Annotated in this window: 23 protein-coding genes; 5 read left to right on the forward strand and 18 right to left on the reverse strand. The window is 55.3% G+C overall.

Annotation, left to right across the window (positions count from 1 at the left end; translation table 11 throughout):
* Window positions 1-50: 50 nt before the first annotated feature.
* Entirely contained in the window at window positions 51-368 is a 318-nt protein-coding gene (locus tag AFL22_RS00810) for a type II toxin-antitoxin system RelE/ParE family toxin (protein WP_052270592.1), read from the forward strand.
* Window positions 369-448: 80 nt separating this feature from the next.
* The gene (locus AFL22_RS00815) at window positions 449-781 is read left to right on the forward strand and encodes a HigA family addiction module antitoxin (protein WP_039391120.1); all 333 of its coding nucleotides are present in this window, start codon (window positions 449-451) and stop codon (window positions 779-781) included.
* 162 nt (window positions 782-943) lie between these two features.
* Here AFL22_RS00815 and AFL22_RS00820 read toward each other — a convergent pair whose 3' ends face one another.
* The 18 genes from AFL22_RS00820 to otsB form a co-directional block, all read right to left on the reverse strand.
* On the reverse strand, window positions 944-1336 hold the full coding sequence (locus AFL22_RS00820) for a flagellar protein FlhE (RefSeq protein ID WP_052270593.1): 393 nt from the start codon (window positions 1334-1336) through the stop codon (window positions 944-946).
* A complete protein-coding gene (flhA, locus tag AFL22_RS00825; protein ID WP_052270594.1) occupies window positions 1336-3429 on the reverse strand; it encodes a flagellar biosynthesis protein FlhA in 2094 nt (697 codons plus the stop codon). The genes AFL22_RS00820 and flhA overlap by 1 nt, the downstream gene beginning before the upstream one ends.
* Window positions 3422-4573, reverse strand: a complete 1152-nt coding sequence (gene flhB, locus AFL22_RS00830; RefSeq protein ID WP_010258565.1) for a flagellar biosynthesis protein FlhB — start codon at window positions 4571-4573, stop codon at window positions 3422-3424. Before flhB ends, flhA begins: the two co-directional genes overlap by 8 nt.
* A 188-nt stretch (window positions 4574-4761) precedes the next feature.
* A complete protein-coding gene (cheZ, locus tag AFL22_RS00835; RefSeq protein ID WP_003849160.1) occupies window positions 4762-5403 on the reverse strand; it encodes a protein phosphatase CheZ in 642 nt (213 codons plus the stop codon).
* A 9-nt stretch (window positions 5404-5412) separates the two neighbouring features.
* Entirely contained in the window at window positions 5413-5802 is a 390-nt protein-coding gene (gene cheY, locus AFL22_RS00840; RefSeq protein ID WP_010258559.1) for a chemotaxis response regulator CheY, read from the reverse strand.
* 39 nt (window positions 5803-5841) lie between these two features.
* Entirely contained in the window at window positions 5842-6891 is a 1050-nt protein-coding gene (locus AFL22_RS00845; protein ID WP_010258555.1) for a chemotaxis response regulator protein-glutamate methylesterase, read from the reverse strand.
* Entirely contained in the window at window positions 6891-7763 is an 873-nt protein-coding gene (cheR, locus tag AFL22_RS00850; protein ID WP_010258551.1) for a protein-glutamate O-methyltransferase CheR, read from the reverse strand. The genes AFL22_RS00845 and cheR overlap by 1 nt, the downstream gene beginning before the upstream one ends.
* Before the next feature lie 80 nt (window positions 7764-7843).
* Window positions 7844-9520 (reverse strand): methyl-accepting chemotaxis protein, encoded by a 1677-nt coding sequence (locus AFL22_RS00855; RefSeq protein WP_010258548.1) that lies wholly within the window; start codon window positions 9518-9520, stop codon window positions 7844-7846.
* Window positions 9521-9626: 106 nt separating this feature from the next.
* Complete coding sequence (locus tag AFL22_RS00860; protein ID WP_022625501.1) at window positions 9627-11189, reverse strand: methyl-accepting chemotaxis protein; 1563 nt, start codon at window positions 11187-11189, stop codon at window positions 9627-9629.
* 194 nt (window positions 11190-11383) lie between these two features.
* Entirely contained in the window at window positions 11384-13057 is a 1674-nt protein-coding gene (locus AFL22_RS00865) for a methyl-accepting chemotaxis protein (protein WP_052270595.1), read from the reverse strand.
* A gap of 161 nt (window positions 13058-13218) precedes the next feature.
* Window positions 13219-13716 carry a chemotaxis protein CheW gene (cheW, locus tag AFL22_RS00870; protein WP_010258541.1) on the reverse strand — a complete coding sequence of 166 codons (498 nt, stop codon included), beginning with the start codon at window positions 13714-13716 and terminating at the stop codon, window positions 13219-13221.
* Window positions 13717-13739: 23 nt separating this feature from the next.
* Window positions 13740-15722 carry a chemotaxis protein CheA gene (gene cheA, locus AFL22_RS00875; protein WP_182504426.1) on the reverse strand — a complete coding sequence of 661 codons (1983 nt, stop codon included), beginning with the start codon at window positions 15720-15722 and terminating at the stop codon, window positions 13740-13742.
* Between the two features lie 11 nt (window positions 15723-15733).
* Window positions 15734-16675 (reverse strand): flagellar motor protein MotB, encoded by a 942-nt coding sequence (gene motB, locus AFL22_RS00880; protein WP_010258536.1) that lies wholly within the window; start codon window positions 16673-16675, stop codon window positions 15734-15736.
* Window positions 16672-17559, reverse strand: a complete 888-nt coding sequence (gene motA, locus AFL22_RS00885) for a flagellar motor stator protein MotA (protein ID WP_003849139.1) — start codon at window positions 17557-17559, stop codon at window positions 16672-16674. Before motA ends, motB begins: the two co-directional genes overlap by 4 nt.
* Window positions 17560-17692: 133 nt before the next feature.
* On the reverse strand, window positions 17693-18271 hold the full coding sequence (gene flhC, locus AFL22_RS00890) for a flagellar transcriptional regulator FlhC (RefSeq protein ID WP_010258532.1): 579 nt from the start codon (window positions 18269-18271) through the stop codon (window positions 17693-17695).
* Window positions 18268-18621, reverse strand: a complete 354-nt coding sequence (flhD, locus tag AFL22_RS00895; protein WP_010258528.1) for a flagellar transcriptional regulator FlhD — start codon at window positions 18619-18621, stop codon at window positions 18268-18270. Before flhD ends, flhC begins: the two co-directional genes overlap by 4 nt.
* A 1019-nt stretch (window positions 18622-19640) precedes the next feature.
* Window positions 19641-21077: an alpha,alpha-trehalose-phosphate synthase gene (gene otsA, locus AFL22_RS00900; RefSeq protein WP_010258527.1), complete on the reverse strand. Its 1437-nt coding sequence runs from the start codon at window positions 21075-21077 to the stop codon at window positions 19641-19643.
* Entirely contained in the window at window positions 21074-21862 is a 789-nt protein-coding gene (otsB, locus tag AFL22_RS00905) for a trehalose-phosphatase (RefSeq protein ID WP_052270596.1), read from the reverse strand. The genes otsA and otsB overlap by 4 nt, the downstream gene beginning before the upstream one ends.
* A gap of 454 nt (window positions 21863-22316) precedes the next feature.
* Here otsB and eptA point away from each other — a divergent pair, with 454 nt between their 5' ends.
* From eptA to pmrB, 3 genes are read left to right on the forward strand one after another with little or no spacing between them, the layout of a single operon-like run.
* On the forward strand, window positions 22317-23945 hold the full coding sequence (gene eptA, locus AFL22_RS00910; RefSeq protein ID WP_052270597.1) for a phosphoethanolamine transferase EptA: 1629 nt from the start codon (window positions 22317-22319) through the stop codon (window positions 23943-23945).
* Window positions 23945-24625, forward strand: coding sequence for a two-component system response regulator PmrA (pmrA, locus tag AFL22_RS00915; protein WP_010670822.1), 681 nt, complete (start codon window positions 23945-23947; stop codon window positions 24623-24625). Before eptA ends, pmrA begins: the two co-directional genes overlap by 1 nt.
* Window positions 24622-25680, forward strand: a complete 1059-nt coding sequence (gene pmrB, locus AFL22_RS00920) for a two-component system sensor histidine kinase PmrB (protein ID WP_022625496.1) — start codon at window positions 24622-24624, stop codon at window positions 25678-25680. The genes pmrA and pmrB overlap by 4 nt, the downstream gene beginning before the upstream one ends.
* Window positions 25681-25937: the final 257 nt, after the last annotated feature.

Raw genomic sequence — 25937 nt, forward strand, 5'->3', positions numbered from 1 at the left:
GTGCATCGGTGCGTTAAATTGTTTTCAGTGTGATACAGGGAGGTAATGAGGTGGCGACGTTAAGGAATATTGAAAGTTTCAGGGATGACTGGCTTAAGGATTATTTTTTATATGGCAAATTTTCCAAAAGAATACCGTCAAGCCTCTCATCAGCGCTGGCGCGAAAGCTCGACATCATCAATGCGGCGATTAGCTATAAGGATTTAAAGTCGCCGCCTGGCAATCGTTATGAGGAGCTAAACCCGCCTCTCGAGGGATATGCTTCAATCAGGGTCAATGAGCAATATCGGCTGATCTTTAAATGGATAGAAGGTAAGGCCGTTGACCTTTATCTGGATGCTCATAGCTATAAAAAGCACAAGCGATGAAAACTGAGCCTGGCTGCATCAGGCGCTGTAAGACAGCATGTAACACATCAACCTCTGTCAGTAATAAAGAGAGCAAGACTATGAACCAGGCGACCCGCAAACCGACCACTGTCGGTGACGTATTACTTTACGAATATCTGGAGCCAACCGGCCTGAAGATTCTCGACTTAGCGGAGATGCTCAAAGTGCACCGCAACACCGTCAGCGCTCTGGTCAACAATAACCGGAAGCTGACGCCGGATATGGCTTTCAGGCTGGCTGCAGCTTTCGAAACCAGCGTTGAGTTCTGGCTTAATCTGCAAAACAGTGTCGATATCTGGGAAGTGATGCATGATGCCAGGGCACAGGAGGAGATCAGTCGCGTAACACCGTTGAAGGATTTTCTGGCGCAGAAAGAGAATCAGCTGGCGTGAAAAGCTTTATAACGCACTGGTCATGACGGGATTTGAAACGGGTCAATTATCTGTCAGCCGCTGGGTCAGGGTTAGCATCGGTTTACAGCCAGGGTCATCACGTAACAAGGGAGCCAGGAGGCGATCTCCGGCTCGCCTTCAGTCAATTCAGCAACGATACCCTTACTCGTAATTGACCATCACTTCACTGCTCACCACCCGTAATCCGGGTGGTAGCGCCCCGCTTCCGGCAAAACCAAACACCATGTGCAGGGTCTCACCGGCGCTCAGATGTGCCAGCCCGCGCGTGGTGCCGCTTGCCCCCTCCAGGGAAGTGCAGCGCTGTTCGCCGCACAAGCGCACCTGCAGGCCGGACGGGGCCGGTCTGCTCAGCTGATAACGCCAGTTAATAACGCTGACCTCCCCGCCAATGTCAGCGGGCGGCGTCAGCGGCTGCGCCCGTTGCCAGCTGCCGCGGTTCGCCAGCAGCGGCCCATTGGCCGAAGCGCTCCAGGCACCACCGGCCGCCTGCGCCATCAGTGGCAGCATCACGAATGCCATCACCAGCCAGCGCATTATTTGCCTCCGATGGTGGCAGTCATGCGGATCTGACGGTTGTCGCTCAGCTCCAGGTTAGAGAGCACCACCAGCTGTGGCAGATTGCGGCGCAGGAAGCGCGCCAGCAGCGCACGCAGCGGATGATTGACCAGCAGTACCGGCGGCGCGCCCAGCATCTCCTGACGTTGCAACGCTGCCTGTGCCTGACTTAACAGCCGATCGGCCAGACCCGGCTCCAGTCCGCCACCGCCCTGCAACGCCTGTAACAGCAGACGCTCCAGCGTGGAATCGAGCCCGATAACCTGCACTTCGTCATTACCCGGGAACCACTGCTGAGTAATCGCACGGCCCAGCGCCACACGCACCACGCTGGTCAGCTCCTGCGGATCGCTCTGTACCGGCGCATGTTCCGCCAGCGTTTCGATAATGGTGCGCATATCGCGAATCGACACCCGCTCCACCAGCAGGTTCTGCAGTACCTTGTGCAGGGTGGTCAGCGAGATCACTCCCGGCACCAGATCTTCGGTCAGCTTCGGCATCTCCTGAGTCACACGCTCCAGCAGCTGCTGTGCTTCCTGACGGCCAAACAGCTCGCTGGCGAACTGGCCAATCAGATGGTTAAGGTGGGTTGCCACCACGGTACTGGCTTCAACCACGGTAAAGCCCTGAATCTGTGCCTGCTCTTTCAGCGCGCTATCAATCCAGACCGCCGCCAGTCCAAAGGCGGGATCAACGGTCGCTTCGCCTGGCAGACTTCCGGCAGCCGTACCCGGGTTAATCGCCATCCAGCGACCAGGATAGGCATCACCGCTGCCAATCTCCACCCCTTTCATCAGGATGCGATAGCGTGCCGGTGGCAGCTCCATGTTGTCGCGGATATGCACTACCGGCGGCAGGAAACCGACATCCTGAGCGACTTTCTTACGGATACTGCGGATACGTCCCAGCAGCTCACCGTTTTGCTGATGATCGACCATCGGAATCAGGCGATAGCCCACTTCCATGCCCAGCGTATCTTCCAGCTGCACATCGGTCCACGACGCTTCGGTGGCGGCTGGCGTGTCCGCCGTTTTGGCGATGCCGCCCGTGACTTCCACTTTCTTCTTCGGCTGCATTTCGCGGCCGCGCAGCCACCAGGCCAGACCCAGTAAGGCGGCGGTGAACAGCAGGAAGACGAAGTTCGGCATGCCCGGCACCAGACCGAGCAGACCAATCACGCCGGCACTCAGCATCAGCACGCGCGGATCTTTGAACAGCTGGGTGACCATCTGCTCGCCGACATCCTGATCGGTGGCAACGCGCGTCACGATAACACCGGCTGCGGTAGAGATAACCAGCGCCGGGATCTGCGCGACCAGACCATCACCGATGGTCAGCAGCGTATAGGTCTCTGCGGCATGACCCACATCCATACCGTGCTGCACCACGCCCACCAGCAGGCCGCCGATGACGTTGATCACCATGATCATAATACCGGCGACGGCATCACCACGAACGAACTTACTGGCACCGTCCATCGAACCGTAGAAGTCCGCTTCCTGGGTCACTTCGGCACGGCGGCGTTTGGCGTCATCTTCACCGATCAGACCGGCGTTGAGGTCGGCATCGATCGCCATCTGCTTACCGGGCATCCCGTCCAGCACAAAGCGCGCGCCCACTTCGGCGATACGGCCGGCACCTTTGGTGATAACCATAAAGTTGATGATGACGAGGATGATAAACACCACGATACCGATGGCGAAGTTACCGCCCACCAGGAAGTGACCGAACGCTTCAACCACCTGTCCTGCCGCGGCGGCACCCGTATGCCCTTCCATCAGGATGATACGGGTTGAGGCCACGTTCAGCGCCAGACGCAGCAAGGTAGAGAACAGCAGAATGGTCGGGAACGCCGCAAACTCCAGGGTCCGCTGGGTGAACATCGCCACCAGCAGGATCATGATCGACAGCGCAATGTTAAAGGTGAACAGCAGATCGAGGATGAACGGCGGTAATGGCAGAACCATCATCGACAGGATCATCAGGATCAGTACCGGCCCGGCCAGCACCTGCCACTGCATATCTTTAAAGTTGCCCGGTAAACGTAGTTTTGCGGCCAGGTTATTAGCCATCGTTTTTGCTCTCTCCTGCAAAGTCCATCTCTGCCGGAACCGGCAGGTTTTTTGGTTTGGTTGGGATCAGGCCGCCTTCGCGCTTCCAGCGACGCGACTGCCAGACCCACGCCAGCACCTCGGCCACGGCGGCATAGAGCGCGCCGGGAATGTGCTGACCAATTTCAGTATGTCGGTATAACGCACGCGCCAGCGGCGGTGCTTCCAGAACCGGGATGCGGTGTTCGGCAGCCAGTTCACGAATTCTCAGGGCGATCTCTCCTGCGCCTTTCGCCACCACTTTCGGCGCACTCATCTTCTTCTCGTTGTACTGCAGTGCCACCGAGTAGTGCGTCGGGTTGGTGACGATGACATCGGCTTTCGGCACATCCGCCATCATTCGGCGTCGCGCTGCGGCCCGCATCTGCTGGCGGATGCGCCCTTTAACGTGCGGGTCACCTTCCTGCTGCTTATGCTCGTCGCGGATCTCCTGCATCGACATCTTCAGCTTTTTAAAGTGGCTGTGCAGCTGCCAGAAGACGTCATATCCGACCATCGGGATCAGCCCCAGCATCACCAGCGAACAGCAGACTGCGATCATCTCCATGCCGTGAATCAGCGCGGTGACGGGCGCTTCGCTGATCAGCCGCAGCATCTCGGGCCAGTGGCTCCAGATGTACCACCAGCCCACCGAGCCTACTAAGATGGTCTTGAGGATGCCTTTAAACAGTTCGGTCCAGGCCTGCGCCGCAAACATTCGCTTGAACCCAGCCATCGGGCTCATCTTCTTCAGGTCGAACTTGATCGATTTACCGCTGAAAACGATACCGCCCAGCAGCATGGGCGCGGCGATTGCCACCAGCACCAGACCGCCCATCAATGGCAGCAGCGCCATCAGTGCCTGCGTGATCAGGCTGCCGATGTGGCTGACGATAATTTTGTCATCTCTGACCATGCCGTGATCAAAACGGAGTCCGGTGGCGACCATCGCCGCCAGCCGGTGCGCCATCATGTTGCCGCCCATCCACAGGATCATGATGCCGGCCAGCAGCATCAGTACGGATGTGAGTTCGCGCGAACGCGGAATCTGGCCCTCTTCACGCGCTTTCTCAAGTCGGTGGGCCGTGGGCGATTCTGTTTTGTCTTCGTCGCTATCTTCAGCCACGACAAACCTCGGTTGGCAGGAATTCTGAGCATAGGATGCCAAATCTGGCTTAAGTTAAAGCGGAGATAAGATGAAGAAAACAGGCGTTCTTTCGGGGATGGGTCTGACAATGCGGAACGGGGCCACCCGAAGGTGACCCTGTTTATTATAACCTGCAGCTGTTTCACACGCCCGCAGGCGGACGAAACCTAGAACCCTAAGCTGTCCAGCAGGTCATCAACCTGATCCTGGTTCGCCACCACGCCCGGTGCATCGGCGTGAATCTGCGGACCGTTCAGCAGGCTGGTGCCTTCCTGACGCTTCTCAGCGCTGACTTCTGGCATATTCTCCAGCAGCACCATTAACAGCTGGCGCTCAATTTCCTGGATCACATCCATCATGCGCTTGATCACCTGACCGGTCAGGTCCTGGAAATCCTGCGCCATCATGATTTCAAGCAGCTGCTTGTTGGTAAAGGCGGTATGCTCTGGCACAGCGGTGAGGAATGCGCGCGTATCCGTCACCAACTCCCGCGCATCACCCAGTTCAATCGGGTTCTCAAACCACTCATCCCAACGCCCTTTCAGCTGGGTTGCCCCGGCTTCCATCTTATCCTGATGGGGTTGTGCTGCTTCAACACAGTTCAACGCACGGTCGGCGGCCTGCGCCGTCATCTGCACAACATAATCCAGACGGTCGCGGGCATCAGGAATGGCTTCAGCCGCATCGGCTATGGCTTTATCCAGCCCCAGCTCGCGCAGGCTGTCGCGCAGCATGCGCGTCAGAGAGCCAATACGTGAAATGATGTCGTGTGCCGCGGCATCCTCAGTTGGTTTCGGAAAGTCGCTCATCACATCCCCTTACATGCCCAGTTTTTCGAAAATTTTACCCAGCTTTTCTTCCAGGGTTGCCGCAGTGAATGGCTTCACGACATATCCGCTGGCACCGGCCTGGGCGGCGGCGATAATGTTCTCTTTCTTCGCTTCCGCGGTCACCATCAACACCGGCAGCGAACTCATTGCCGCGTCGGCACGAATGGTCTGCAGCAGCTGCAGGCCATCCATGTTTGGCATGTTCCAGTCGGAAATCACGAAGTCGAAACCACCCGCTTTCAGTTTGCCGAGGGCATCCACACCATCTTCCGCTTCTTCTACGTTATTGAAGCCCAGCTCTTTCAGCAGGTTACGCACAATACGACGCATCGTATTGAAGTCGTCTACTACCAAAAAGCGCATGTTTTTATCAGCCATATCTACTCCTGAGTTGTCTCGCCCGGCGGGACGGGCCTGTTAAATACGCAATGCCTGTCCGGCGCTAATTTTCGCCAGCATATGCTGGCTGATGTTGCTTAAATCCACGACTTCGCTCACGCCGCCTGTGGCAATGGCCTCACGCGGCATGCCAAATACCACACAGCTGGCTTCGTTCTGGGCGATAGTCCAGGCGCCTGCCCGATGCATTTCCAGCATCCCGGCGGCACCGTCGTTGCCCATGCCGGTGAGGATCACCCCCACCGCATTTCGTCCGGCGTAAGTTGCCACCGATTTAAACAGCACATCCACGGAGGGTTTGTGCCGGTTAACCGGTGGCCCTTCATTCAGTTTCACCACATAGTTGGCGCCACTTCGGGCCAGCTCCATGTGCATTGCGCCTGGCGCGATGTAGGCATGGCCCGGCAGAATACGCTCACCATCTTCAGCTTCCTTCACCGTGATCTGACACAGCTTGTTCAGACGCTCGGCAAAAGAGCGGGTAAAGCCTGGCGGCATATGCTGGGTAATCAGCAGTGCCGGGCTGGTCGCCGGTAACGGCTGCAGCACATGGCGAATCGCCTCGGTGCCGCCGGTGGAGGAGCCAATCGCAATCAGCTTCTCACTACTCAGCAGCGGACCCGCTTTCAGCGTCGCCGGCACCGGCATCGCTGCACGGTTGTGCAGTCGGGCCCGGGAGGCTGCACGAATTTTGTCGCCAATCATCTGGCTGTAAGACAGCATCCCTTCACGGATACCGAGCTGTGGTTTGGTGACGAAATCCACCGCTCCCAGCTCCAGCGCGCGCAGGGTAATTTCAGAGCCTTTCCCGGTCAGCGATGAAACCATCACCACCGGCATTGGCCGTAACCGCATCAGTTTTTCCAGGAAATCGAGGCCATCCATGCGCGGCATTTCCACATCCAGCGTCAGCACCTGCGGATTGAACTGCTTAATCAAATCGCGGGCGACCAGCGGATCGGGCGCCGTAGCGACCATCTCCATATCCGGATGGCTGTTGATGATTTCAGTCATCAACTGCCGCATCAGCGCAGAGTCATCTACGCACATCACGGTGATTTTGCTCATCATCTTTCCTTCGTCAGTCCATAGACGGTTTGCCCGCGCAGCCAGAACTCTTTACTGATCTGACTGAAGTTTTCTGAGTGACCGGCGAACAGAATGCCGCCCGGCTTCAGAAGCGGGACAAACCGACGCAGAATCTTCTCCTGCGTCTCTTTATCGAAATAGATCATCACGTTGCGACAGAAAATAGCGTCGAACTGACCCGGCAGTGCCCAGTCATTGGCCAGCAGGTTAAGCTGCGCGTAAGTGACCATATTGGTCAGCTCGGGACGCGCCCGCACCATACCGGCATGAGGACCGGTGCCGCGCAGGAAGTAGCGCTGCATTTGCGCGGGTGACAGCGTGCGCAGCTCCTCCTGGCGATAAACACCCGCCACCGCTTTTTCCAGCACCTGGGTGTCGATATCGCTGGCATGAACCTGGAACTTGCCCGGTCCGGTGCCCAGCGCTTCCGCCAGCGTCATGGCGATGGAATAAGGCTCTTCGCCGGTTGACGCTGCGGTACTCCAGACGCTGAAGTTGCCCTGTCGCTTACGTGCATGCTCCGCCAGAATCGGGAAGTGATGCGCTTCGCGGAAGAACGCGGTCAGGTTAGTGGTCAGGGCATTGATAAACGCCTGCCACTCGGCACTGTTCGGATCGGATTCCAGCAGCGCCAGGTAGCGACCGAAATCATCGATGTTCAGCGTACGCAGGCGACGAACCAAACGGTTGTAAACCATCTCACGCTTGTGATCGGCCAGTACGATACCGGCACGCTGATAGATCAGCTGGCTGATACGACGAAAATGCGTATCGGAGAGCGGTAAACGCTGCACCATTTGCGACAGCAGCGTTGTCGTCTCATTTTGATCTAAAATTGTCGATTTTTTCATCTCTGCACCTGGCCCGAACTCAATACATTATTTGTCTGCTGCGATGCCCGGCGGCTCAATAGCGGCCGGGCCACGGGCGTTTAAAAGGTTTCCCAGTTGTCGTCGCTGCGGGTAGCAGGCGAACGACCAACGGCTAACGGTGCATCTGACTGGAGAGTTTTCATCGCCGTTGTCTTGTTAACGGCCTGAGCGACAAATTCTTTACCAATATTGAACACTGATACCGCTTGTTTTAAGTGACTTGCCTGATCTTCGAGCGCTGCAGCCGCTGCCGCTGACTCTTCGACCAGTGAGGCGTTCTGCTGGGTGACGCGATCCATCTCGGTCACGGCAAGGCCCACCTGGTCAATGCCACGGCTCTGCTCGTCTGACGCTGAGGCGATCTCACCCATGATGTCGGTGACGCGGGTGACCGCGCTGACGATGTTGCTCATGGTGTCACCGGCGCTCTCTACCAGCACCGAGCCGGTATTAACGCGGCTAACCGAATCTTCAATCAGACCTTTAATCTCTTTGGCGGCCTGGGCGCTGCGCTGCGCCAGGCTGCGCACTTCACCGGCAACGACCGCAAAACCGCGACCCTGTTCACCGGCACGCGCCGCTTCAACGGCCGCATTCAGCGCCAGGATGTTGGTCTGGAAGGCGATGCCATCAATCACACTGGTGATATCGGCAATCTTTTTGGAACTGCCCGCAATTTCTTTCATGGTGGTGACCACGCCATCCACCACTTTGCCGCCCTGCTGCGCGGTTTCAGAGGCGGTCAGCGCCAGCTTGGACGCCTGACGGGCGTTTTCGGCATTCTGCTTCACGGTCGCGGTGAGCTGCTCCATGCTGGCAGCGGTCTGCTCCAGCGAAGCGGCCTGCTGTTCGGTACGCGAAGAGAGATCGTTATTGCCGATGGAGATTTCGCTCGCACCGGTATAGATGGCATCAGAGCCGTCTCGAACGGTTCGCACGGTACGGACCAGCTCCTGCTGCATGTGCTGCAGCGAAGTCAGTAACTCCCCGATTTCGTTACGCACGCTAATCTCAACCGGCTGGGTCAGATCGCCCCGTGCGATGTGCTGGATATGCTCAATGCTCTGACGCAGCGGACGGATCAGCACCGAGCGCATCACGTTCCACACCAGGATAATCATCAGCAAGGTCACTGCCAGCGTGGCGATAACGATAGTGATGGAGCGGGTATACGCGTGCTGGTTAGCTTCCACACCCTGCTGAGACAGCGCTTTATTGTGCTCAAGCCACTCGCTGTAATCTTTCTGGAACTTGTCCTGGTAGCTCTGGGTCGGCTGATCCACAAAACCTTTGAAATTGCCGGCGGTGAAGAAGACCATCAGCTCCGCCAGCGCATCGTGATAGGCCTTGTAGTTCGCCTGTAACGCCCGGACGTTTTCGGCCGTTTTGCCTTCTTCTGACAGGTTATCGTTGAATATCTGATAGCTGACTTCAGCCTGCTTCAGCTCCTCGCCCGCCAGGGCGACCAGCTCTTTCACGCTGGCACCCGAGCCCGACATCTGTGCATCCTGCAGAAAACGGATACCGGCGCGGTTAAGGGTGTTACGCGCCTGAACCAGCGAAACCCATGAGGTGCCCATCGCCTGTTGCAGAGTATTCAGGCGTTGGTTGTAGGCAAAATTCTCTTTATCTGAACTGACAGTTTTGAAAAACATTCCGCCGGAAAACAGCTGCAGCAGCGCAAACAGCGCCAGCACACACAGCAGGCCGGAGACGACTCGTACTCGACTAAACATAAACACCTCATTGGTTGGCGATTCGTGTGTATTTATCGGCGGAGACGGGGGGAACTTTATGCATGGCGACGGCTTTACGCCGCCGCCATGTTGAAAGAGGAAAAAATCAGGCGCGGGAAATTTTGAAAACGGAGACGGCCTGGGTCAGGACGCTGGCCTGCTGCTCCAGTGCGGCCGCAGCGGCGGCAGACTCCTCAACCAGCGAGGCGTTCTGCTGGGTCACGCGATCCATTTCGGTAACGGCCAGACCGACCTGCTCGATACCGCGGCTCTGCTCATCGGAAGCCGAGGCGATCTCACCCATGATGTCGGTAACGCGGGTCACGGCACCCACAATCTCATTCATGGTGCTGCCGGCGCTTTCAACCTGCAGTGAACCGCTGTTGACGCGTGACACCGAGTCTTCAATCAGGCCTTTAATCTCTTTGGCGGCCTGAGCGCTGCGCTGGGCCAGACTGCGCACTTCACCGGCCACCACCGCAAAACCGCGACCCTGTTCACCGGCACGTGCCGCTTCAACCGCCGCATTCAGCGCCAGGATATTAGTCTGGAAGGCGATGCCGTCGATCACGCTGATGATGTCCGCGATTTTCTTTGAGCTGCCGGCGATCTCTTTCATGGTTGTGACCACGCCATTCACCACTTTACCGCCCTGCTGCGCGGTTTCGGAGGCGGTCAGCGCCAGCTGGGATGCCTGACGGGCGTTGTCAGCATTCTGCTTCACCGTGGCAGTGAGCTGCTCCATGCTGGCGGCGGTCTGCTCCAGCGAAGCGGCCTGCTCTTCGGTGCGGGCCGACAGGTCGTTGTTACCGGCAGCGATTTCGCTGGCACCGGTAAAGATGGCATCAGAGCCGTCACGCACATTCCCCACCGTCATCACCAGCGACTGCTGCATCTCATGGATGCCTGCTGCCAGCTGGCTCATCTCATTACGCCCCTCAACCACAATCGGCTGGGTCAAATCGCCGGAGGCAATAGCGCGAATCTGTGCCAGCAGCTGTTGCAGCGGCTGAATCAGCACCTGACGCAGGCCAAACCAGCAGGTAATAATCACCGCAAGCACCGCAACACCAATCGCGGCCAGCAGCCACATCATCTGTTTAAAGGCTTTCTGGTTCTGCGCCATTCCCTGATCGGAAAGCTCAGTCTGACGCGCACGCCATTTGTTGTAACTCTCCTGCATCGCGACCTGTTTCTGCTCAATGTTCTGTTTGAACATCCCTTCCAGGTCGCGCGCCTGCAGGCTTTTTACCATCGCCTTCAGGCCGTTTTCGTAGTTAGCGTAATCGGCTTCAAGCGTGTCGCCCATGGTTTCGTCAAGACCTGACGTGGTTGGCAGATGGTAATAGATTTTAAAGTGGCGATCGGCTTCCGCTAACTGGGTATTGGCTTTGTTGATCAGCTCATCAAGCTGACCACCGTTCATCTGCGAGGCCATGCTGGTCTGTAAGCGCAGCATGCCGCGGTTCAGCGTGGTACGGCTGTTGTTCAGTGAAATATAGGCGTCAGTCATCTCGGTGACATTGCGATTAGAGACCTGCGACAGCGCAAAGGACTCTTTGTCTTTATTGAGGGCTGACCAGAAAAGGCTGCCAGCGACTAGCTGGAGCGCGCCGAAGATGACCAGGACTGCGATTAAACTGGTCACCACTTTTATTTTTTTTAACATCTTGTTCCCCTGCAGGTTAATTTAGGTGCAGCGGCTATATCGGCGATGTAACAGGATTAATTAACGCTATTCAGCGCTTTCAGGAGAGAAGTGGCTTTTGTAATTATTTTTATCAGCATGAGCTGCTGAGTTTGGCTTTACGCAGAGGAATCGCGAGGGGTTGCTGCGCATCCCGCAGGATGCGCAGCGTGACATCAGAAGGTTTCCCAGTGAGTATCACTGACCGGCGCCGTCAGGGCTTTGCGTGGTGCCAGCGCCGCCGTGGCGGGTGCGGCAATCGGCAGATGCTTTGTCAGCGTCTGCTGCAACGCGCCGCGTTTAATTTTGAAGACCGACACTGACTGACTTAACCGGCTGGCCTGATCTTCCAGCGAGGCGGCTGCCGCAGCGGACTCTTCCACCAGCGAGGCGTTCTGCTGGGTAACGCGATCCATCTCAGTGACCGCCTGCCCGACCTGATCGATACCGCGACTCTGCTCGTCCGACGCCGAGGCGATTTCACCCATGATGTCGGTGACGCGCGTAACCGCACTGACGATATCGCTCATGGTTTCCCCGGCGGTGCCGACCAGTTGCGAACCGACATTGACCCGGTTCACTGAGTCATCGATCAACCCTTTGATCTCTTTTGCCGCCTGGGCGCTGCGCTGGGCCAGATTACGCACCTCGCCCGCGACCACGGCAAAACCGCGACCCTGCTCGCCGGCACGCGCCGCTTCAACGGCGGCGTTAAGCGCCAGAATATTAGTCTGGAAAGCAATGCCATCAATCACGCTGGTGATATCGGCAATCTTCTTCGAGCTGCTGGCGATTTCGCTCATGGTTTTCACGACACCCGCCACCACGTTGCCGCCTTTTTCTGCGGTTTCTGAGGCGCTGAGTGCCAGCTGTGACGCCTGGCGGGCGTTTTCGGCGTTCTGTTTCACCGTGGCAGTGAGCTGCTCCATGCTGGCCGCCGTCTGCTCCAGTGACGCAGCCTGCTGTTCTGTGCGGGCAGAAAGATCATTGTTTCCGGCAGAGATCTCGCTGGCACCGGTGAAAATCGCATCCGAGCCGTCACGCACATTGGTCACCGTGCGCACCAGTGACTGCTGCATGTCATGCAGACTGGCCGCGAGCTGAGTCATCTCATTGCGCCCTTCCACCACAATCGGCTGGGTTAAATCGCCCTGGGCGATATGCTGAATGTGATTAATGCTGCTGTTGAGGGGTGTCATCACGATTTTGCGCAGTCCAAACCAGCAGAGCACGATCACCGCGACCACGACGGCCATGATGGTGGAGAGGATCCACATCATACGGCTGTAAGCAGAACTGTTCTCTTCAACACCAAGCGTAGTCAGGCGATTCTGATCGGCTCGCCATTCACGGTAAAGCGTCAGAAACGCACTCTGGCTTGGCGCCACCGGGGCTTTACCGGCCGCAATCAGATCGTTTGCCTGTAGCGCCGTCTGCAACTGATCCAGCGCAGCGCCATAGTCGCTGTAGCGCTGCTCCAGCTGGTTGTTTAACTCACTATTCTGTCCCGGCGTATCGGGTGTCTCTTTAAAGACTTTGAAAAAACCGGCGGCCGCCTGCTGAAAGTTTTTGCTGTCGTCAAACAGCGTGGCGACATCGGCCGTTTTGCCTTCCAGCTTACTGGTGGCGAAACGCAGCTGAATACGGGTCAGCAGCACCCGGCTCTGGTTAAGACTCATATAGGCGTCGTTGAGCGACTGCGTATTTTGCATCGCCAGCTGCGACACGGCGAAGCTTTGCTTGTCGTGGCTTAATGCGGAGTAGAAAACAGAACCGGAGAAGGCCTGTAACAGCCCAAACACCAGCAACACCAGTAACAGGCTGGTGACAACACGGATTTTCGTTAACATGAGTAACCCTGAAGAAAGTAGGTAATTAAAGTGACTGAGGGATTATCGGCAGGTGACAGCGGGAAATTAGAGTGCAATGCGGCTTTATTCTATGAATAGAAAGGAATTATCGCTCAGTGAAACTATCACGGGCCAGCCATAACCGGCCCGTGATGATTCAATTACGCGCTACGCAGGTTATCCACCAGCGCCATCTCGTCGCTGCTCAGCAGCTTCTCAATGTCGACCAGAATCAGCATGCGATCGCCCAGCGCACCCAGACCGGTCAGGTACTCGGTGGACATGGTCACAGCGAACTCAGGTGAAGGACGGATCTGATCCTGGGTCAGCGACAGCACATCAGAGACGCCGTCAACCACGATACCGACCACGCGATTTTCCAGATTCAGCACGATAACCACGGTGTTTTCATTGTACTCAACATCGGGCTGCGCAAACTTCACGCGCAGATCGATAATCGGCACGATAACGCCGCGCAGGTTAGTGACGCCGCGGATAAATTCAGGGGTATTTGCGATACGTGTTACCTGATCGTAACCGCGAATTTCCTGAACTTTGAGGATATCGATGCCGTACTCTTCGTCGCCCAGCGTGAAGACCAGAAACTCCTGACCCACGGTTTCGCCAGCGATTTTTGTCACGGTTGCCATTCCATTCATGTTATTTACCCTTTCGTTATCAATCAGGCGGCAGCGCCAGCCACACGTTTTTCACGGTTAAGTGATTGCAGTGCTGAAACATCAACAATCAGCGCCACGCTACCATCGCCAAGAATGGTGGCGGCAGAGATGCCCGGCACTTTGCGATAGTTACTTTCCAGGTTCTTCACCACCACCTGATGCTGGCCAATCAGCTGATCGACCAGTAGCGCGTAACGTTTGCCCGCGCTTTGCAGGATTACCACAATGCCCTGAGTGGCCTCGGTTTTGGCATCCTGCACATCAAAGACGTTCCACAGCTCGACCAGTGGCAGATATTCGCCACGCACTTCCAGCACGCACTCGCCACCGGCCAGCGGTTTCAGCTCTTCGGCGCGCGGTTGCAGCGACTCCATCACCGCATTCAGCGGCAGAATAAAGACTTCATCGGCCACACGAACGGACATCCCATCAAGGATGGCCAGGGTCAGCGGCAGCAGGATACGAATGGTGGTGCCTTTGCCCTGCTTCGAGGCGATTTCAACGTGACCGCCCATCTCCTGAATATTTCGTTTCACCACGTCCATACCGACGCCGCGTCCTGAAACATCTGTCACCTGCTCTGCGGTGGAGAAGCCCGGTGCGAAGATCAGCATGCCGACCTCTTCGTCGCTCATGTTCTCGTGAACCGGCAGGCCCGATGAGAGGGCTTTAGCCAGAATACGTTCACGGTTCAGACCGGCACCATCATCAGACACTTCAATGCAGATGTTGCCGCCCTGATGTTCCGCTGAAAGCGTCAGGTTACCGGTTGCCACTTTACCGGCCACCAGACGTTTTTCTGGCGTTTCGATACCGTGGTCAAGGCTGTTACGCACCAGGTGCGTTAATGGATCGATGATGCGTTCAATCAGGCTCTTATCGAGTTCGGTTGAGCTGCCCAGCAGCGTCAGTTCGACCTCTTTGCCGAGTTTGCTGGCCAGGTCACGCACCAGACGCGGGAAGCGGCTGAAGACATATTCCATTGGCATCATACGAATCGACATCACCGATTCCTGCAGATCGCGGGCGTTACGCTCCAGCTGACCCATGCTGTTCAGCAGGTCACCGTGCGCGACCGGATCGAGTTCGCCGGAACGCTGAGCGAGCATTGACTGGGTAATCACCAGTTCGCCCACCAGGTTGATCAGCTGATCGACTTTCTCCACCGCAACACGGATGCTGGTGGATTCGCTCGATTTGGCAGGTGCCGCGACGCGCTTACTTTCACGCTTCACTGCGGCCACCGGCAGTTCGGTGACGGTGGCGGTGTGAACGTCTTCCACCACCGGTTCGGCCTCGGCTGCAACAGCAGCTGGCGCGGCAACGGCTTCGTCAGCTGCCGGGAAGCGGATCTGTGCTTCGTCGATGACGAAGCAGAGCACCGCCACGATGTCATCTTTACCGACGCCATCAATGCAGACATCCAGCGTGGTGCTGCCCTTCTGCACGTTGGTCAGGGTGCCGAGATTACTCATCTCTTCCAGCATCAGATCGACCTCTTTCTCTTTGAGATCGATCAGCTGTACACGCAGGCCGCTGGTGCTGGCCGATTCTGCGCTGGCAGTGGCAACACTAACCGGAACATCAACCGGCAGACCTTTGGCCTCTAGCGCCAGCTGGCGCAGCGCTTCACAGATATATTTGAAGCTCTCCGCGTTAGGCTCCTGCGCGGTTTTATAAGCATCGAGCTGTTCCTGCATAATATCTTTGGTTTCCAAAAACAGGTTGATGATGTCGGTGCTGAGCTGCATCTCGCCGCGACGAGCACCATCCAGAATGTTTTCCAGGATATGAGTCGTTTCCTGTAATACCGTAAAACCAAAGGTTCCGGCCCCACCCTTAATGGAGTGAGCGGCACGGAAGATGGCGTTAAGCTGTTCCGAATCTGGCTCCTGCGGGTCTAAGCCCAACAGGTGTTGTTCCATATCCGCTAATAGCTCATCGGCTTCATCAAAAAACGTCTGGTAAAAATCGCTGATGTCCATACTCACGGGAATCACCTCGGCTGTGAGGGGGCTGCTGTATTCACCGCGCCGCCTGGTGTTGCAGGTGCGGTAATCTGTTCAATGGCCGCCGGATCGCTGATCTGGACGGCATCACTTTCTGCGTTCTCTTTTTCTATTGCCGCTTCGGTGTCGTGGTTCAACACCAGCAGGCTGATGCGGCGGTTAACGGCGTCATTACCGCCACGATTTTTCAGGCGCATGGTGTCGGCCATACCCAACACCCGTAAAATTTTTCCGCTGTCTAAGCCGCCCATCACCAGTTCACGGCGTGAGGCGTTAGCACGGTCTGTCGACAGTTCCCAGTTGCTGTAGCCTTTGTCACCGCTGGCATACTGAAAATCATCGGTATGTCCGGCCAGGCTGATGCGGTTCGGAATGTCGTTAAGGACTGGCGCTATCGCACGCAGAATATCGCGCATATAGGGCTCAACCTCGGCCCGACCGGTCTTAAACATCGGGCGATTCTGGCTGTCGATAATCTGAATACGCAGCCCCTCTTCCACCATGTTGATGATCAGATGCGGGCGCAGCGCTTTCAGACGCGGATCCGCTTCAATCAGCTGGTCGAGCTTTTCACGCAGCCGGTTAAGGCGAATCTCATCCAGCTTGCGTTTCTGGGCGTCCATATCGACGACTTTGTTCACTTCGCCAATCTTTTTGGTCGGATCATCACCGCCGCCGGGGATCGGGCTCTCGCTGTCGCTGCTGCGCGCCCCGCCGGTAATCGCTACCTTCAGCGGTGTTTTGAAGTAGTCTGCTATCTGCACCAGCTCCTGCGGGTTGGCGATTGAGAGCAGCCACATCACCATAAAAAAGGCCATCATCGCCGTCATAAAGTCGGCGTAGGCAATCTTCCACGATCCGTGGCTGCCTTCATGGCCTTTATGTTTGCGCTTTTTGATCAGCACAATTGGGCGATTGCCGTGTTTCATGAAGCCTCGTCTGAAGTCTGTTTAGCCGGGTTCTTGGCGTTACGTACGTGCTCTTCCAGTTCGCTGAACGACGGGCGCTCGGCGGAATAGAGTGTCTTACGACCAAATTCCACCGCAATTTGCGGCGCGTAACCATTCAGGCTCGACAGCAATGTCACCTTAATGCACTGCATCATCTTGGTGGTTTCCGCACACTTCTGACGCAGCACTGACGAGAGTGGAGAGACAAACCCGTAGGCCAGCAGGATGCCCAAGAAGGTGCCCACCATCGCATGCGCGACCAGCGCACCGAGTTCAGCGGCTGGACGATCGGCCGAAGCCAGTGCATGGACCACGCCCATTACCGCGGCGACGATACCGAATGCCGGAAGACCATCACCCACTGCAGCAATACTTTGCGCTGGTACGTCACACTCGTGTTCGTAGGTCTCAATCTCTTCATCCATCAACGCTTCGATTTCAAAAGCGTTCATGTTGCCGCTCACCATCAGGCGCAAATAGTCAGTAATAAAATCCACTAACTGTTTATCGGCAAGAATGCGGGGATAATTAGCAAAAATTTCACTCTGGCTGGGATCTTCAATATCGCGTTCCAGCGATAACATACCCTGCTGACGCGACTTCGCCATCAGGCGATAAAGCAGCGCCATCAAATCCATGTAAACCGCTTTGTTGTACTTGGAGCCGCGAAATAACTTAGGCAGCGCCTTCAGCGTTTTTTTAATCGACTTACCGTTGTTGCCGACTAAAAAAGCACCGGCACCGGCACCGCCGATCATTAATAATTCGGCTGGCTGATAAAGCGCGCCCAGATGGCCACCTACCAGCGCATATCCGCCCAACACGGAGCCTAAAACAATCAGGTAACCTATAATTATCAGCACAAAAAAATCCTTACGTCCGTAACGTGTTGGTGGAAGTTAAGCCAGAGAGCCGCAGATGTTATTCCTGAACCGCAAGCAAAAAAAAAGCAGCGGTATTAACCGCTGCTGGATGGCTTCCACAGTGCGAACAAACTTAAACGGCGTGTTTAACCTGTTCATCCAGCAGTTGTGGAAACATATCGGCAGGTTCTGCAGAAAGTTTACGTCTTTTTACTGCCCGTGATGGTGGCTGGCACAGGCTGCAGGTAAAGCTGCCAACCGGCTGATGCGCATGATTAATAAAGCTGCCGTTGCAGCTTTTACAATCTGCCAGTTCCAGCATACCGCTATCAACGAATCGGACCAGGGTCCAGGCACGAGTCAGCGCCAACAGCGGGCCCTCGTCCGATTGAGGACACTGTTCAAGATACAGGCGGTAAGCTTTAATCACGGCATCGACGCCGCTGCACAACCCGGTTTTCAGCAAAAACTTCCAGGCGTTACAGAACATAGAAGCATGAATGTTCTGCTCCCACGTCATAAACCAGTCCGTAGAGAACGGCAGCATACCTTTCGGTGGCGGACTGCCACGTAATTCTTTATAGAGCTTGATGAGACGACCGCGGCTCAGCTGGGTTTCGCTCTCAAGCATCTGTAAGCGGGCACCTAATGTGATGAGCTCCATCGCGAGATGAATATCACGTGCTTCCTGAACAATACTTTTCTCACTCATGACATTGCTCTCTTTTTAGCAGGTGCATCATCTTTAGACGCATTACGCAGTAAACGGCTCGATAATAAAATGCCGGTGTGGATTTGTTGTAAATCATCCACGCGTGATTCCTGCGTCAGGCGATTAATGGTGCTGCTATCGGTAAAACGAAACTGGCAAACCAGTTGATTGGTTTCCGCCATTTTTACCATCTCAGGCAATGTTAATTCAGATAATGCATTCGCCATTTTCTCGTCAATTCCGAGGCGAAACATTGCAGAAGCTTTATCCTGGTTAATTAAACGCTGCGCAAGCAGTAAATAAGACAAGTTGAGATCGTAAATATGTTTCAGTACTTCAGAGGTGCCCATTATTTTTCCATCCTGAGAGATGCGACGTAACTGTATCGCAGAATAAATCTGCGGTTCGAGCTGCTGTTTGTTAAATCAAAAGATGGCAAAAAAAACTTTATGTAACGTTAATGTCACCGTTTTCGCCTTCCATTTTTGTGTGGGTTTCAGACCCACCGAAGGTCGAAAATCCATGCCATTTTATTTTCGAGTTCTGGACATCTTCCGTGACGTCTTCTTACATTTTTTAGGACTATTCCGAAAACAACGCAAATCTATATCGTCTGATTTCGACATACAACGACAGTGATGTGAAATTTTAGATAAAGTGTGACGCAGATCACACTTTTAACGCAAATTTCTTCAGCAACCCTTTACCATTACTTACCGACTGGTCATTTTTTGAGCAAAAAAGCCCGATTTTAAGTCCAATTGGTCCTGAGAAAGGTTTAATAGGGGGTAAAAGCATCGCTATTCGACGCTTTGCGCAGTCCGGAATGAATATCGGGTGTTAATCGTTTTAACACCCTATTTAGAACCACCCAAAGAAAGGTTATCAGCATATTATGCTGCTGCGACCTTCAGGTATTTGCTTTTAAATTAGTTACTTAAGGGGAGTATCGCAGAGGGTGAGTAATGAAAGCGTTAAGGTTTATACGGCAGCAGGTCAGATTTCTGGCAACCTGACGTTAACAGTGGTGGCGGGGTGTACAGACTCTGATTCCCACTGTAACAAGGGGTTATATAAGAAAGTCGAATGAATTAACGAAGGGTTATGCGTTGGCACTATCACTATCGGCAGCCTGAAGAGAAACTTGAGTAAAGAAGGTAAAGAAAGAGGCAGGGGCTGACAGGACGGGGATTTCCGGGCTTACCTGCATTTATCGGGCCACTCCGGGCAGCCACTGACGTTATCAGCGTAGAATCGTAACAAACGGTCATTAACAGATAGCAGGCGAGTTTTCTGTGACCTGGGCCGAAAAAAAAGCAGCGACGCCGTAGAGGCGCCGCTGCTTTCATAACCTGAGTCAGAACAGATATCAGGCGAGTTTTGGGAAGGTCGCGACCTTGTTAACCGTGTTGTGGTCAACGCTGCGCGGTTCAATGCGTTCCAGGTCTTTCAGGAAGCCTTCACGCCAGGCGGTAATATCATTTTTACGCAATACCGCCATCATGTCGTTGTAGCGTGAAATCCTTTCGGTACGCGGCATAGTAATCGCCTTATCCAGCGCGGCGGCCACTTCATCACGGTCATACGGATTCACAATCAGCGCGGAGGTGAGCTCGTTAGCCGCACCCGCAAAGCGCGACAGCACCAGTACACCGGGATCATCAGGGTCCTGCGCAGCCACGTACTCTTTCGCCACCAGGTTCATACCGTCACGCAGCGGCGTAACCAGACCGACATCGGTCAGACGGAAGATTTTCATCAGCAGTCGACGGTCAAAATGCTGGTTAAGGTAGTAGAGCGGGGTCCAGCCCAGCGTACCGTATTTACCATTGATGCGCCCTGCTTCGGTCTCCAGCTGATGACGGATATCCTGATACGCCTGCACATCGCCGCGCGAGGTCGGAGCAATCTGCGAGTAGCGAATTTTGCCGCGATGCTGCGGGAAGTTCTCCAGCAGCGCTTCATAGGCAAGAAAACGCTCAGGCAGACCTTTGGAATAGTCGAGACGTTCGCAGGCAATAATATTGCGTGCATCGCCCAGCTCTTTCTTCATGGCGGCCATTTTCGGTGGCAGCGGCCCTTCGGCCATCTCTTTAATACTGTCTGGCTCAATCCCGATGGGATAAACCTCAGTCATAAAGGTGTTGCCAAAGGCGCGATGTTTTTTGTCGCCCTTATTCTGCAGCTGTGTAAGCTGGCTGACGCTGTCGAGGAAGGCAACCCGATCCGATTCGGTCTGGAAACCCAGCAGGTCATATTCGCACAGCATTTCCAGAAGCTCTTTGTGCGGGGGCAGCGCATTAAATATTTCAGGCGTCGGGAACGGAATATGCAGGAAGAAGCCGATGCGGTTATTAATGCCCGCCCGACGCAGCGCGGCTGCAAACGGTAAAAAGTGATAATCGTGGATCCAGACAATATCATCCGGCTTGATCAGCGGTTTTAAACGCTGTGCCACCGCATCGTTAACGTCGCAATACCCTTCCCAGGCTTCCCGCTGGAACTGAACCAGGTCAAGGCGATAATGGAATGCGGGCCAGATGACAGTGTTTGAGAACTGGCAATAGTAGAGATCGTAATCGTTCTGGCTCAGCGGGAACGAGGCATACTCAATACCCTCATGTTCCTGAACCGTGACTTCTTCTACCTCTTCGCCTGTGTACTCGCTGATTTCACCGTTCCAGCCAAACCACAGTCCACCGGTGCTTTTCAGTGCATCGAGAATACCGACGGCCAAACCGCCAGCGCTGGTTTTTGACCCATCGGGCATGGCGACACGGTTAGATACAACCACTAAACGACTCATAACCTAAACTCCTTACCGACGTTGTCTTGATCTGATAGTAATAATGTTCTTTCCAGCCAGCCGTAAACCGCATCGACATCATGAAGCCGATAATGGGCCTGGGTGGAACCTTCTCCGACTTTGATCGAGACGCCCTGCCGTGCGTTCACGGCCAGAAAGCCCTTCTCATCCGTCAGATCGTCGCCAATAAAGACCGGCGTACGTCCGGCAAAAGGGGGCTGCTGCATAAAGTCGCTAATTGCGGCGCCTTTATCGATACCTGCCGGTTTAATCTCTACCACACATTTCCCCGGCTGAAGCGCCAGTCCGGGAAAACGTTTCACTGACTGTTCAGCCAGTCGCATCACATCCTGCTCATGCTGCATCGCCTGGCGGTAGTGAAGTGCGAAAGCCATGCCTTTTACCTCCAGCTGGGTGCCAGGCCAGGATGCCATGGCATCCTGCAATTCCGCCCTGAGCGTTTGCTCCACCTCGACCGGCAGGCTGATGCGTTGCAGATTACCCTCTGCATCACGGCGCTCAGCACCATGTACGCCCGCAGCCGGGCCGTACCAGGGAGCGGCCAGCGCATCGAGTTGTTCTATGGGTCTGCCGGAGACCAGCGCAAGCGCGCCCTGCGAGAGTGCAGAGAGCTGCTGCAGTTGCGCGATGACCTGCTCAGGAATAAATACCGCTTCGGGACGGGACTGAATCGCTGCCAGCGTGCCGTCGACATCAAAAAAGAAGGCGTACTGCCCGCCGCTTAATGTCGGGTACCTGGCATGGGTGTCTGCCGCTTGGGTCACGTTACTTCTCCTGAAAATCGAATTTTAATAAAACATTGAGTTAAAACAAGAATGTCCTGACGCAGTCAGGTCAGCAAGCGGGAAATTCTGATAAAGCGGTGATTGAGGGATAAAACGCGGTAACGGGATAGGTCACTCTCCTCAAACTTGCAAGCGCATTGCTGACAATACTGGCTAACTGAGAACATCTTCACAGTAAGTGTAGTCATTAACAGGGGTTATGCCAGAAAGATGCAGGTTTCATGCCAGCCGCTGCGGTTAAGTCAGCATAAAAGCACCATTCAATCCTGCTGCGCTTCCGCTGATCAGGCCAGACACGATCCGCTGCTGACTGGAGTCACGCACGTATCGCACCCGGCAGAGTCGGCACTCCTCAAACCTTAAGCTTCTTAAGGTATTCCTAATATTGAAAGCGCATTCTCGTGACACTTTTATTACTCTGGTTCCTGCTCACATGGCGTTTACCCTGAAGAGGCCGCTGATTAGCCGCCTTACGTTGCTGATTCTGGCTGCGGTTTACATCGCGGTTTTCCTTAACGTTGCCTATTACCGTCAGGTGCTGGCGGTGATGCCGCTGAACGACCTGCACACCACGCTGGTCTTTTTATCGATGCCGCTGGTCGCCTTTAGCGTGATCAATATCGTGATTACGCTGGCCTCGTTTATCTGGCTGGATCGGCTGCTGGCCGCGCTGTTTATTCTGCTCTCCGCCTCGGCACAGTTCTTTATTCACACCTATAACATCGTGGTCGATCGCTCGATGATCACCAACATGATGGATACCACCGCCTCGGAATCCTTTGCGCTGATTACGCCACAGCTGCTTGTAACCCTGCTCACTTCAGGCGTGCTGATGACGTTGCTGCTGTTCTGGCCGCGAATCAAAAAACAGCAGTGGCGCGGCGTGCTGGCGCGACTGCTCAGCGTATTGCTGTCAGCGGCGCTGATTGTGCTGATCGCCCTGCTCTTCTATAAAGATTACGCTTCGCTGTTCCGTAACAACCGCGAACTGGTTAAAGCGCTGAGCCCCTCTAACAGCATCGCGGCGACGCTCTCCTGGTATAAGCATGAGCAGTTACAGAACGCGCCGCTGATACGCATCGGTGAAGATGCGCACCTGCAGCCCAGCCGCAGCAGTGGCAAACCTAACCTGACGATTCTGGTGCTGGGCGAAACCTCGCGTGCGCAAAATTTCTCGCTAGGCGGTTACGGTCGTCTGACCAACCCCTTACTGGCCAAAGATGATGTGATCTATTTCCCGCACACCACCTCGTGCGGAACGGCGACGGCGGTTTCCGTGCCCTGCATGTTCTCCAACATGCCGCGCGCCCACTATGATGATGTGCTGGCCGCCCATCAGGAGGGATTGCTGGATATTATTCAGCGCGCCGGGATCAGCGTGTTGTGGAATGAGAACGATGGGGGCTGTAAAGGGGCCTGCGATCGCGTTCCGCATCAGGACATGACCAGCCTGAACCTGCCCGGCATGTGTATTGATGGTGAGTGTTACGACGACGTGCTGTTCCACGGTCTGGATGAGTACATCAGCCAGTTAAAAGGCAACGCGGTGATTGTGCTGCACACCATTGGCAGTCATGGCCCGACTTACAGCCATCGCTATCCGCCACAGTTTCGTCAGTTTGAACCGACCTGCGACACCAACCAGATTCAGGACTGTTCGCAACAACAGTTGATCAACACCTATGACAATACGCTGGTCAATGTGGATCACATCGTCGATAAAGCCATTAACGTACTGCGTGCACATCAGGACCGCTTCACCACCAGCCTGGTCTATCTGTCTGACCATGGTGAATCCCTGGGTGAAAATGGTGCTTACCTGCATGGCCTGCCCTATGCTATCGCGCCGGACACCCAGAAACATGTGCCGTTGCTGATCTGGCTCTCCGATGATTATCAGAAACGTTATGCGGTTAATCGCGGCTGTCTGAATAAACTGGCGGCGACAGACGATTTTTCACAGGATAATCTGTTTTCAACCATGCTGGGATTAACCGGCACCGCGACCCACGAATATGTGCCTGCGGATGATATTTTGACGTCGTGTCGGAGCCAACCTTAATGAAGATACTGATTGTTGAAGATGATGCCCTGCTGCTGCAGGGTCTGATGCTGGCGCTGGAAGGCGAAGGCTACGTCTGTGATGGCGTTACGCGGGTGCGGGATGCTGAAGCGCATTTCGCCAGCGGCCTGTATAGCCTGGTGGTGCTGGATCTTGGCCTGCCGGATGAAGATGGACTGCATTTTCTGATACGACTGCGGCGGCAGAAGAAGATGACGCCGGTGCTGATCCTGACCGCACGCGACACCATCAGCGAACGCATTGCCGGACTCGACGCAGGCGCGGACGACTATCTTATCAAACCGTTCTCGCTGGATGAGTTGCTGGCGCGGATCCGCGCCCTGATCCGCCGCCACGTCAATCAGGGCGACAGTCATGTCAGAGTGGGTGCGCTGGCGCTGGATATGACCCATCGCCAGATTACGCTCAGCGACGTACTGCTGGATCTGACACCCAAAGAGTTTGCGATTCTGTCACGGCTGATGCTCAAGGCCGGGAATCCGGTTCACCGTGAAATTCTCTACCAGGATATCTATAACTGGGAGACCGAGCCTTCTACTAATACCCTGGAAGTGCATATCCATAATCTGCGCGACAAAATCGGCAAAAGCGCTATCCGCACCGTGCGCGGTTTTGGCTATGCGCTGGTGACGCAGGATGGCGTTCGTGAGGCAACATGATAAGACGTTTCGATCATCGCAGTATGCGCTTTCGTCTCATCCTGACCATCGGTCTGATCCTGCTGGTTTTCCAGGTGATCAGCGTGGTCTGGCTGTGGCATGAGAGCAAAGAGCAGATTCAGTTTCTGGTGGAAGCGCAGCTGCAGAAGCGCAACATGGACAGTCACGTTAAGCGTGAAGTGCATGAAGCGGTAGCCAGCCTGGCGGTGCCGAGTCTGGTGATGATTACCCTGACGCTGCTGCTCTGCTATCAGGCGGTGAAGTGGATTACCCGGCCGCTTTATCAGCTGCAGCGTGAACTGGAGAGTCGCAGCGAAGAGAATCTTGATCCCGTCGCCTGCCACAGTCAGGTTCAGGAGATCGATGCGGTGACGCAGGCGATAAACCAGCTGGTCGCGCGTCTGAACAGCAGTCTGGAGCGCGAACGGTTATTCACTGCCGACGTGGCACATGAGCTGCGCACGCCGCTGGCGGGATTGCGGCTGCATCTGGAGTTAATCGAACGTAACAGCGATGTCAAAGTTCAGCCGCTGGTGCAGCGCCTGGATCAGATGACGCACAGTGTGTCGCAACTGCTGAATCTGGCGCGCGCCGGACAGTCCTTTACCTCTGGCACCTATCAGAACGTGGGGCTGATTGAAGATGTGATCCTGCCAATGGAGGCAGAGCTGAGTATCATGCTGGAGGCGCATCAGCAGACGCTGGTGCTCGATCTGCCGCAGGAGCAGTTTGTGCGTGGTGATGCCACGCTGCTGAAGATGTTGCTGCGTAACCTGGTCGAGAACGCCCATCGCTACAGTCCCGATAACAGCACCATCAGTGTGCAGCTGGTGTTAACTCCTCAGCTGATGCTGGTGGTGGAAGATCAGGGTCCGGGAATTGATGAGAGTAAAAGTGGCGAGCTGAGTAAAGCGTTTATCCGGATGGACAGTCGCTACGGCGGTATCGGACTCGGGCTGAGCATCGTCAGCCGCATCGTCCAGTTACACCGGTTTCAGTTTTTCTTAGAGAACCGCCGCGACCGAAGCGGTTGTCGTGCCGTGGTGAAGTTTTAAGCGCTGAACCAGGCGGAGAGGAACAGAACGACCGTAGCTGCGGCAATCAGCAGTGCAGCATATTCACTCATCGGACGCGGAGCAGTCACAGTCAGGGCAACAGGAGCAGTTTTCATAGCATCATCCTCAGTTAAAGCAGGCAGTATCGCGATTGCATATTAAGGAAACCTTAAGCTCGCGACACTGCCGCTAAAAATGTCTGCGCTGCCGGACGCCGCCATCAACCTCGCATTTCTGCCCGCTGACACGCCTGCTGC

The sequence above is a fragment of the Pantoea sp. CFSAN033090 genome, from assembly GCF_001264395.1.
In the GTDB taxonomy this organism is placed as follows: domain Bacteria; phylum Pseudomonadota; class Gammaproteobacteria; order Enterobacterales; family Enterobacteriaceae; genus Pantoea; species Pantoea agglomerans.

Excerpts from the sequence above, each read along its gene's own strand:
- AFL22_RS00815 (WP_039391120.1), top strand. The coding sequence starts at position 449 with ATGAACCAGGCGACCCGCAAACCGACCACTGTCGGTGACGTATTACTT.
- AFL22_RS00820 (WP_052270593.1), bottom strand. The coding sequence starts at position 1,336 with ATGCGCTGGCTGGTGATGGCATTCGTGATGCTGCCACTGATGGCGCAG.
- flhA (WP_052270594.1), bottom strand. The coding sequence starts at position 3,429 with ATGGCTAATAACCTGGCCGCAAAACTACGTTTACCGGGCAACTTTAAA.
- cheZ (WP_003849160.1), bottom strand. The coding sequence starts at position 5,403 with ATGAGCGACTTTCCGAAACCAACTGAGGATGCCGCGGCACACGACATC.
- cheY (WP_010258559.1), bottom strand. The coding sequence starts at position 5,802 with ATGGCTGATAAAAACATGCGCTTTTTGGTAGTAGACGACTTCAATACG.
- AFL22_RS00845 (WP_010258555.1), bottom strand. The coding sequence starts at position 6,891 with ATGAGCAAAATCACCGTGATGTGCGTAGATGACTCTGCGCTGATGCGG.
- cheR (WP_010258551.1), bottom strand. The coding sequence starts at position 7,763 with ATGAAAAAATCGACAATTTTAGATCAAAATGAGACGACAACGCTGCTG.
- AFL22_RS00855 (WP_010258548.1), bottom strand. The coding sequence starts at position 9,520 with ATGTTTAGTCGAGTACGAGTCGTCTCCGGCCTGCTGTGTGTGCTGGCG.
- AFL22_RS00860 (WP_022625501.1), bottom strand. The coding sequence starts at position 11,189 with ATGTTAAAAAAAATAAAAGTGGTGACCAGTTTAATCGCAGTCCTGGTC.
- AFL22_RS00865 (WP_052270595.1), bottom strand. The coding sequence starts at position 13,057 with ATGTTAACGAAAATCCGTGTTGTCACCAGCCTGTTACTGGTGTTGCTG.
- cheW (WP_010258541.1), bottom strand. The coding sequence starts at position 13,716 with ATGAATGGAATGGCAACCGTGACAAAAATCGCTGGCGAAACCGTGGGT.
- cheA (WP_182504426.1), bottom strand. The coding sequence starts at position 15,722 with ATGGACATCAGCGATTTTTACCAGACGTTTTTTGATGAAGCCGATGAG.
- motB (WP_010258536.1), bottom strand. The coding sequence starts at position 16,675 with ATGAAACACGGCAATCGCCCAATTGTGCTGATCAAAAAGCGCAAACAT.
- flhC (WP_010258532.1), bottom strand. The coding sequence starts at position 18,271 with ATGAGTGAGAAAAGTATTGTTCAGGAAGCACGTGATATTCATCTCGCG.
- flhD (WP_010258528.1), bottom strand. The coding sequence starts at position 18,621 with ATGGGCACCTCTGAAGTACTGAAACATATTTACGATCTCAACTTGTCT.
- otsA (WP_010258527.1), bottom strand. The coding sequence starts at position 21,077 with ATGAGTCGTTTAGTGGTTGTATCTAACCGTGTCGCCATGCCCGATGGG.
- eptA (WP_052270597.1), top strand. The coding sequence starts at position 22,317 with ATGGCGTTTACCCTGAAGAGGCCGCTGATTAGCCGCCTTACGTTGCTG.
- pmrA (WP_010670822.1), top strand. The coding sequence starts at position 23,945 with ATGAAGATACTGATTGTTGAAGATGATGCCCTGCTGCTGCAGGGTCTG.
- pmrB (WP_022625496.1), top strand. The coding sequence starts at position 24,622 with ATGATAAGACGTTTCGATCATCGCAGTATGCGCTTTCGTCTCATCCTG.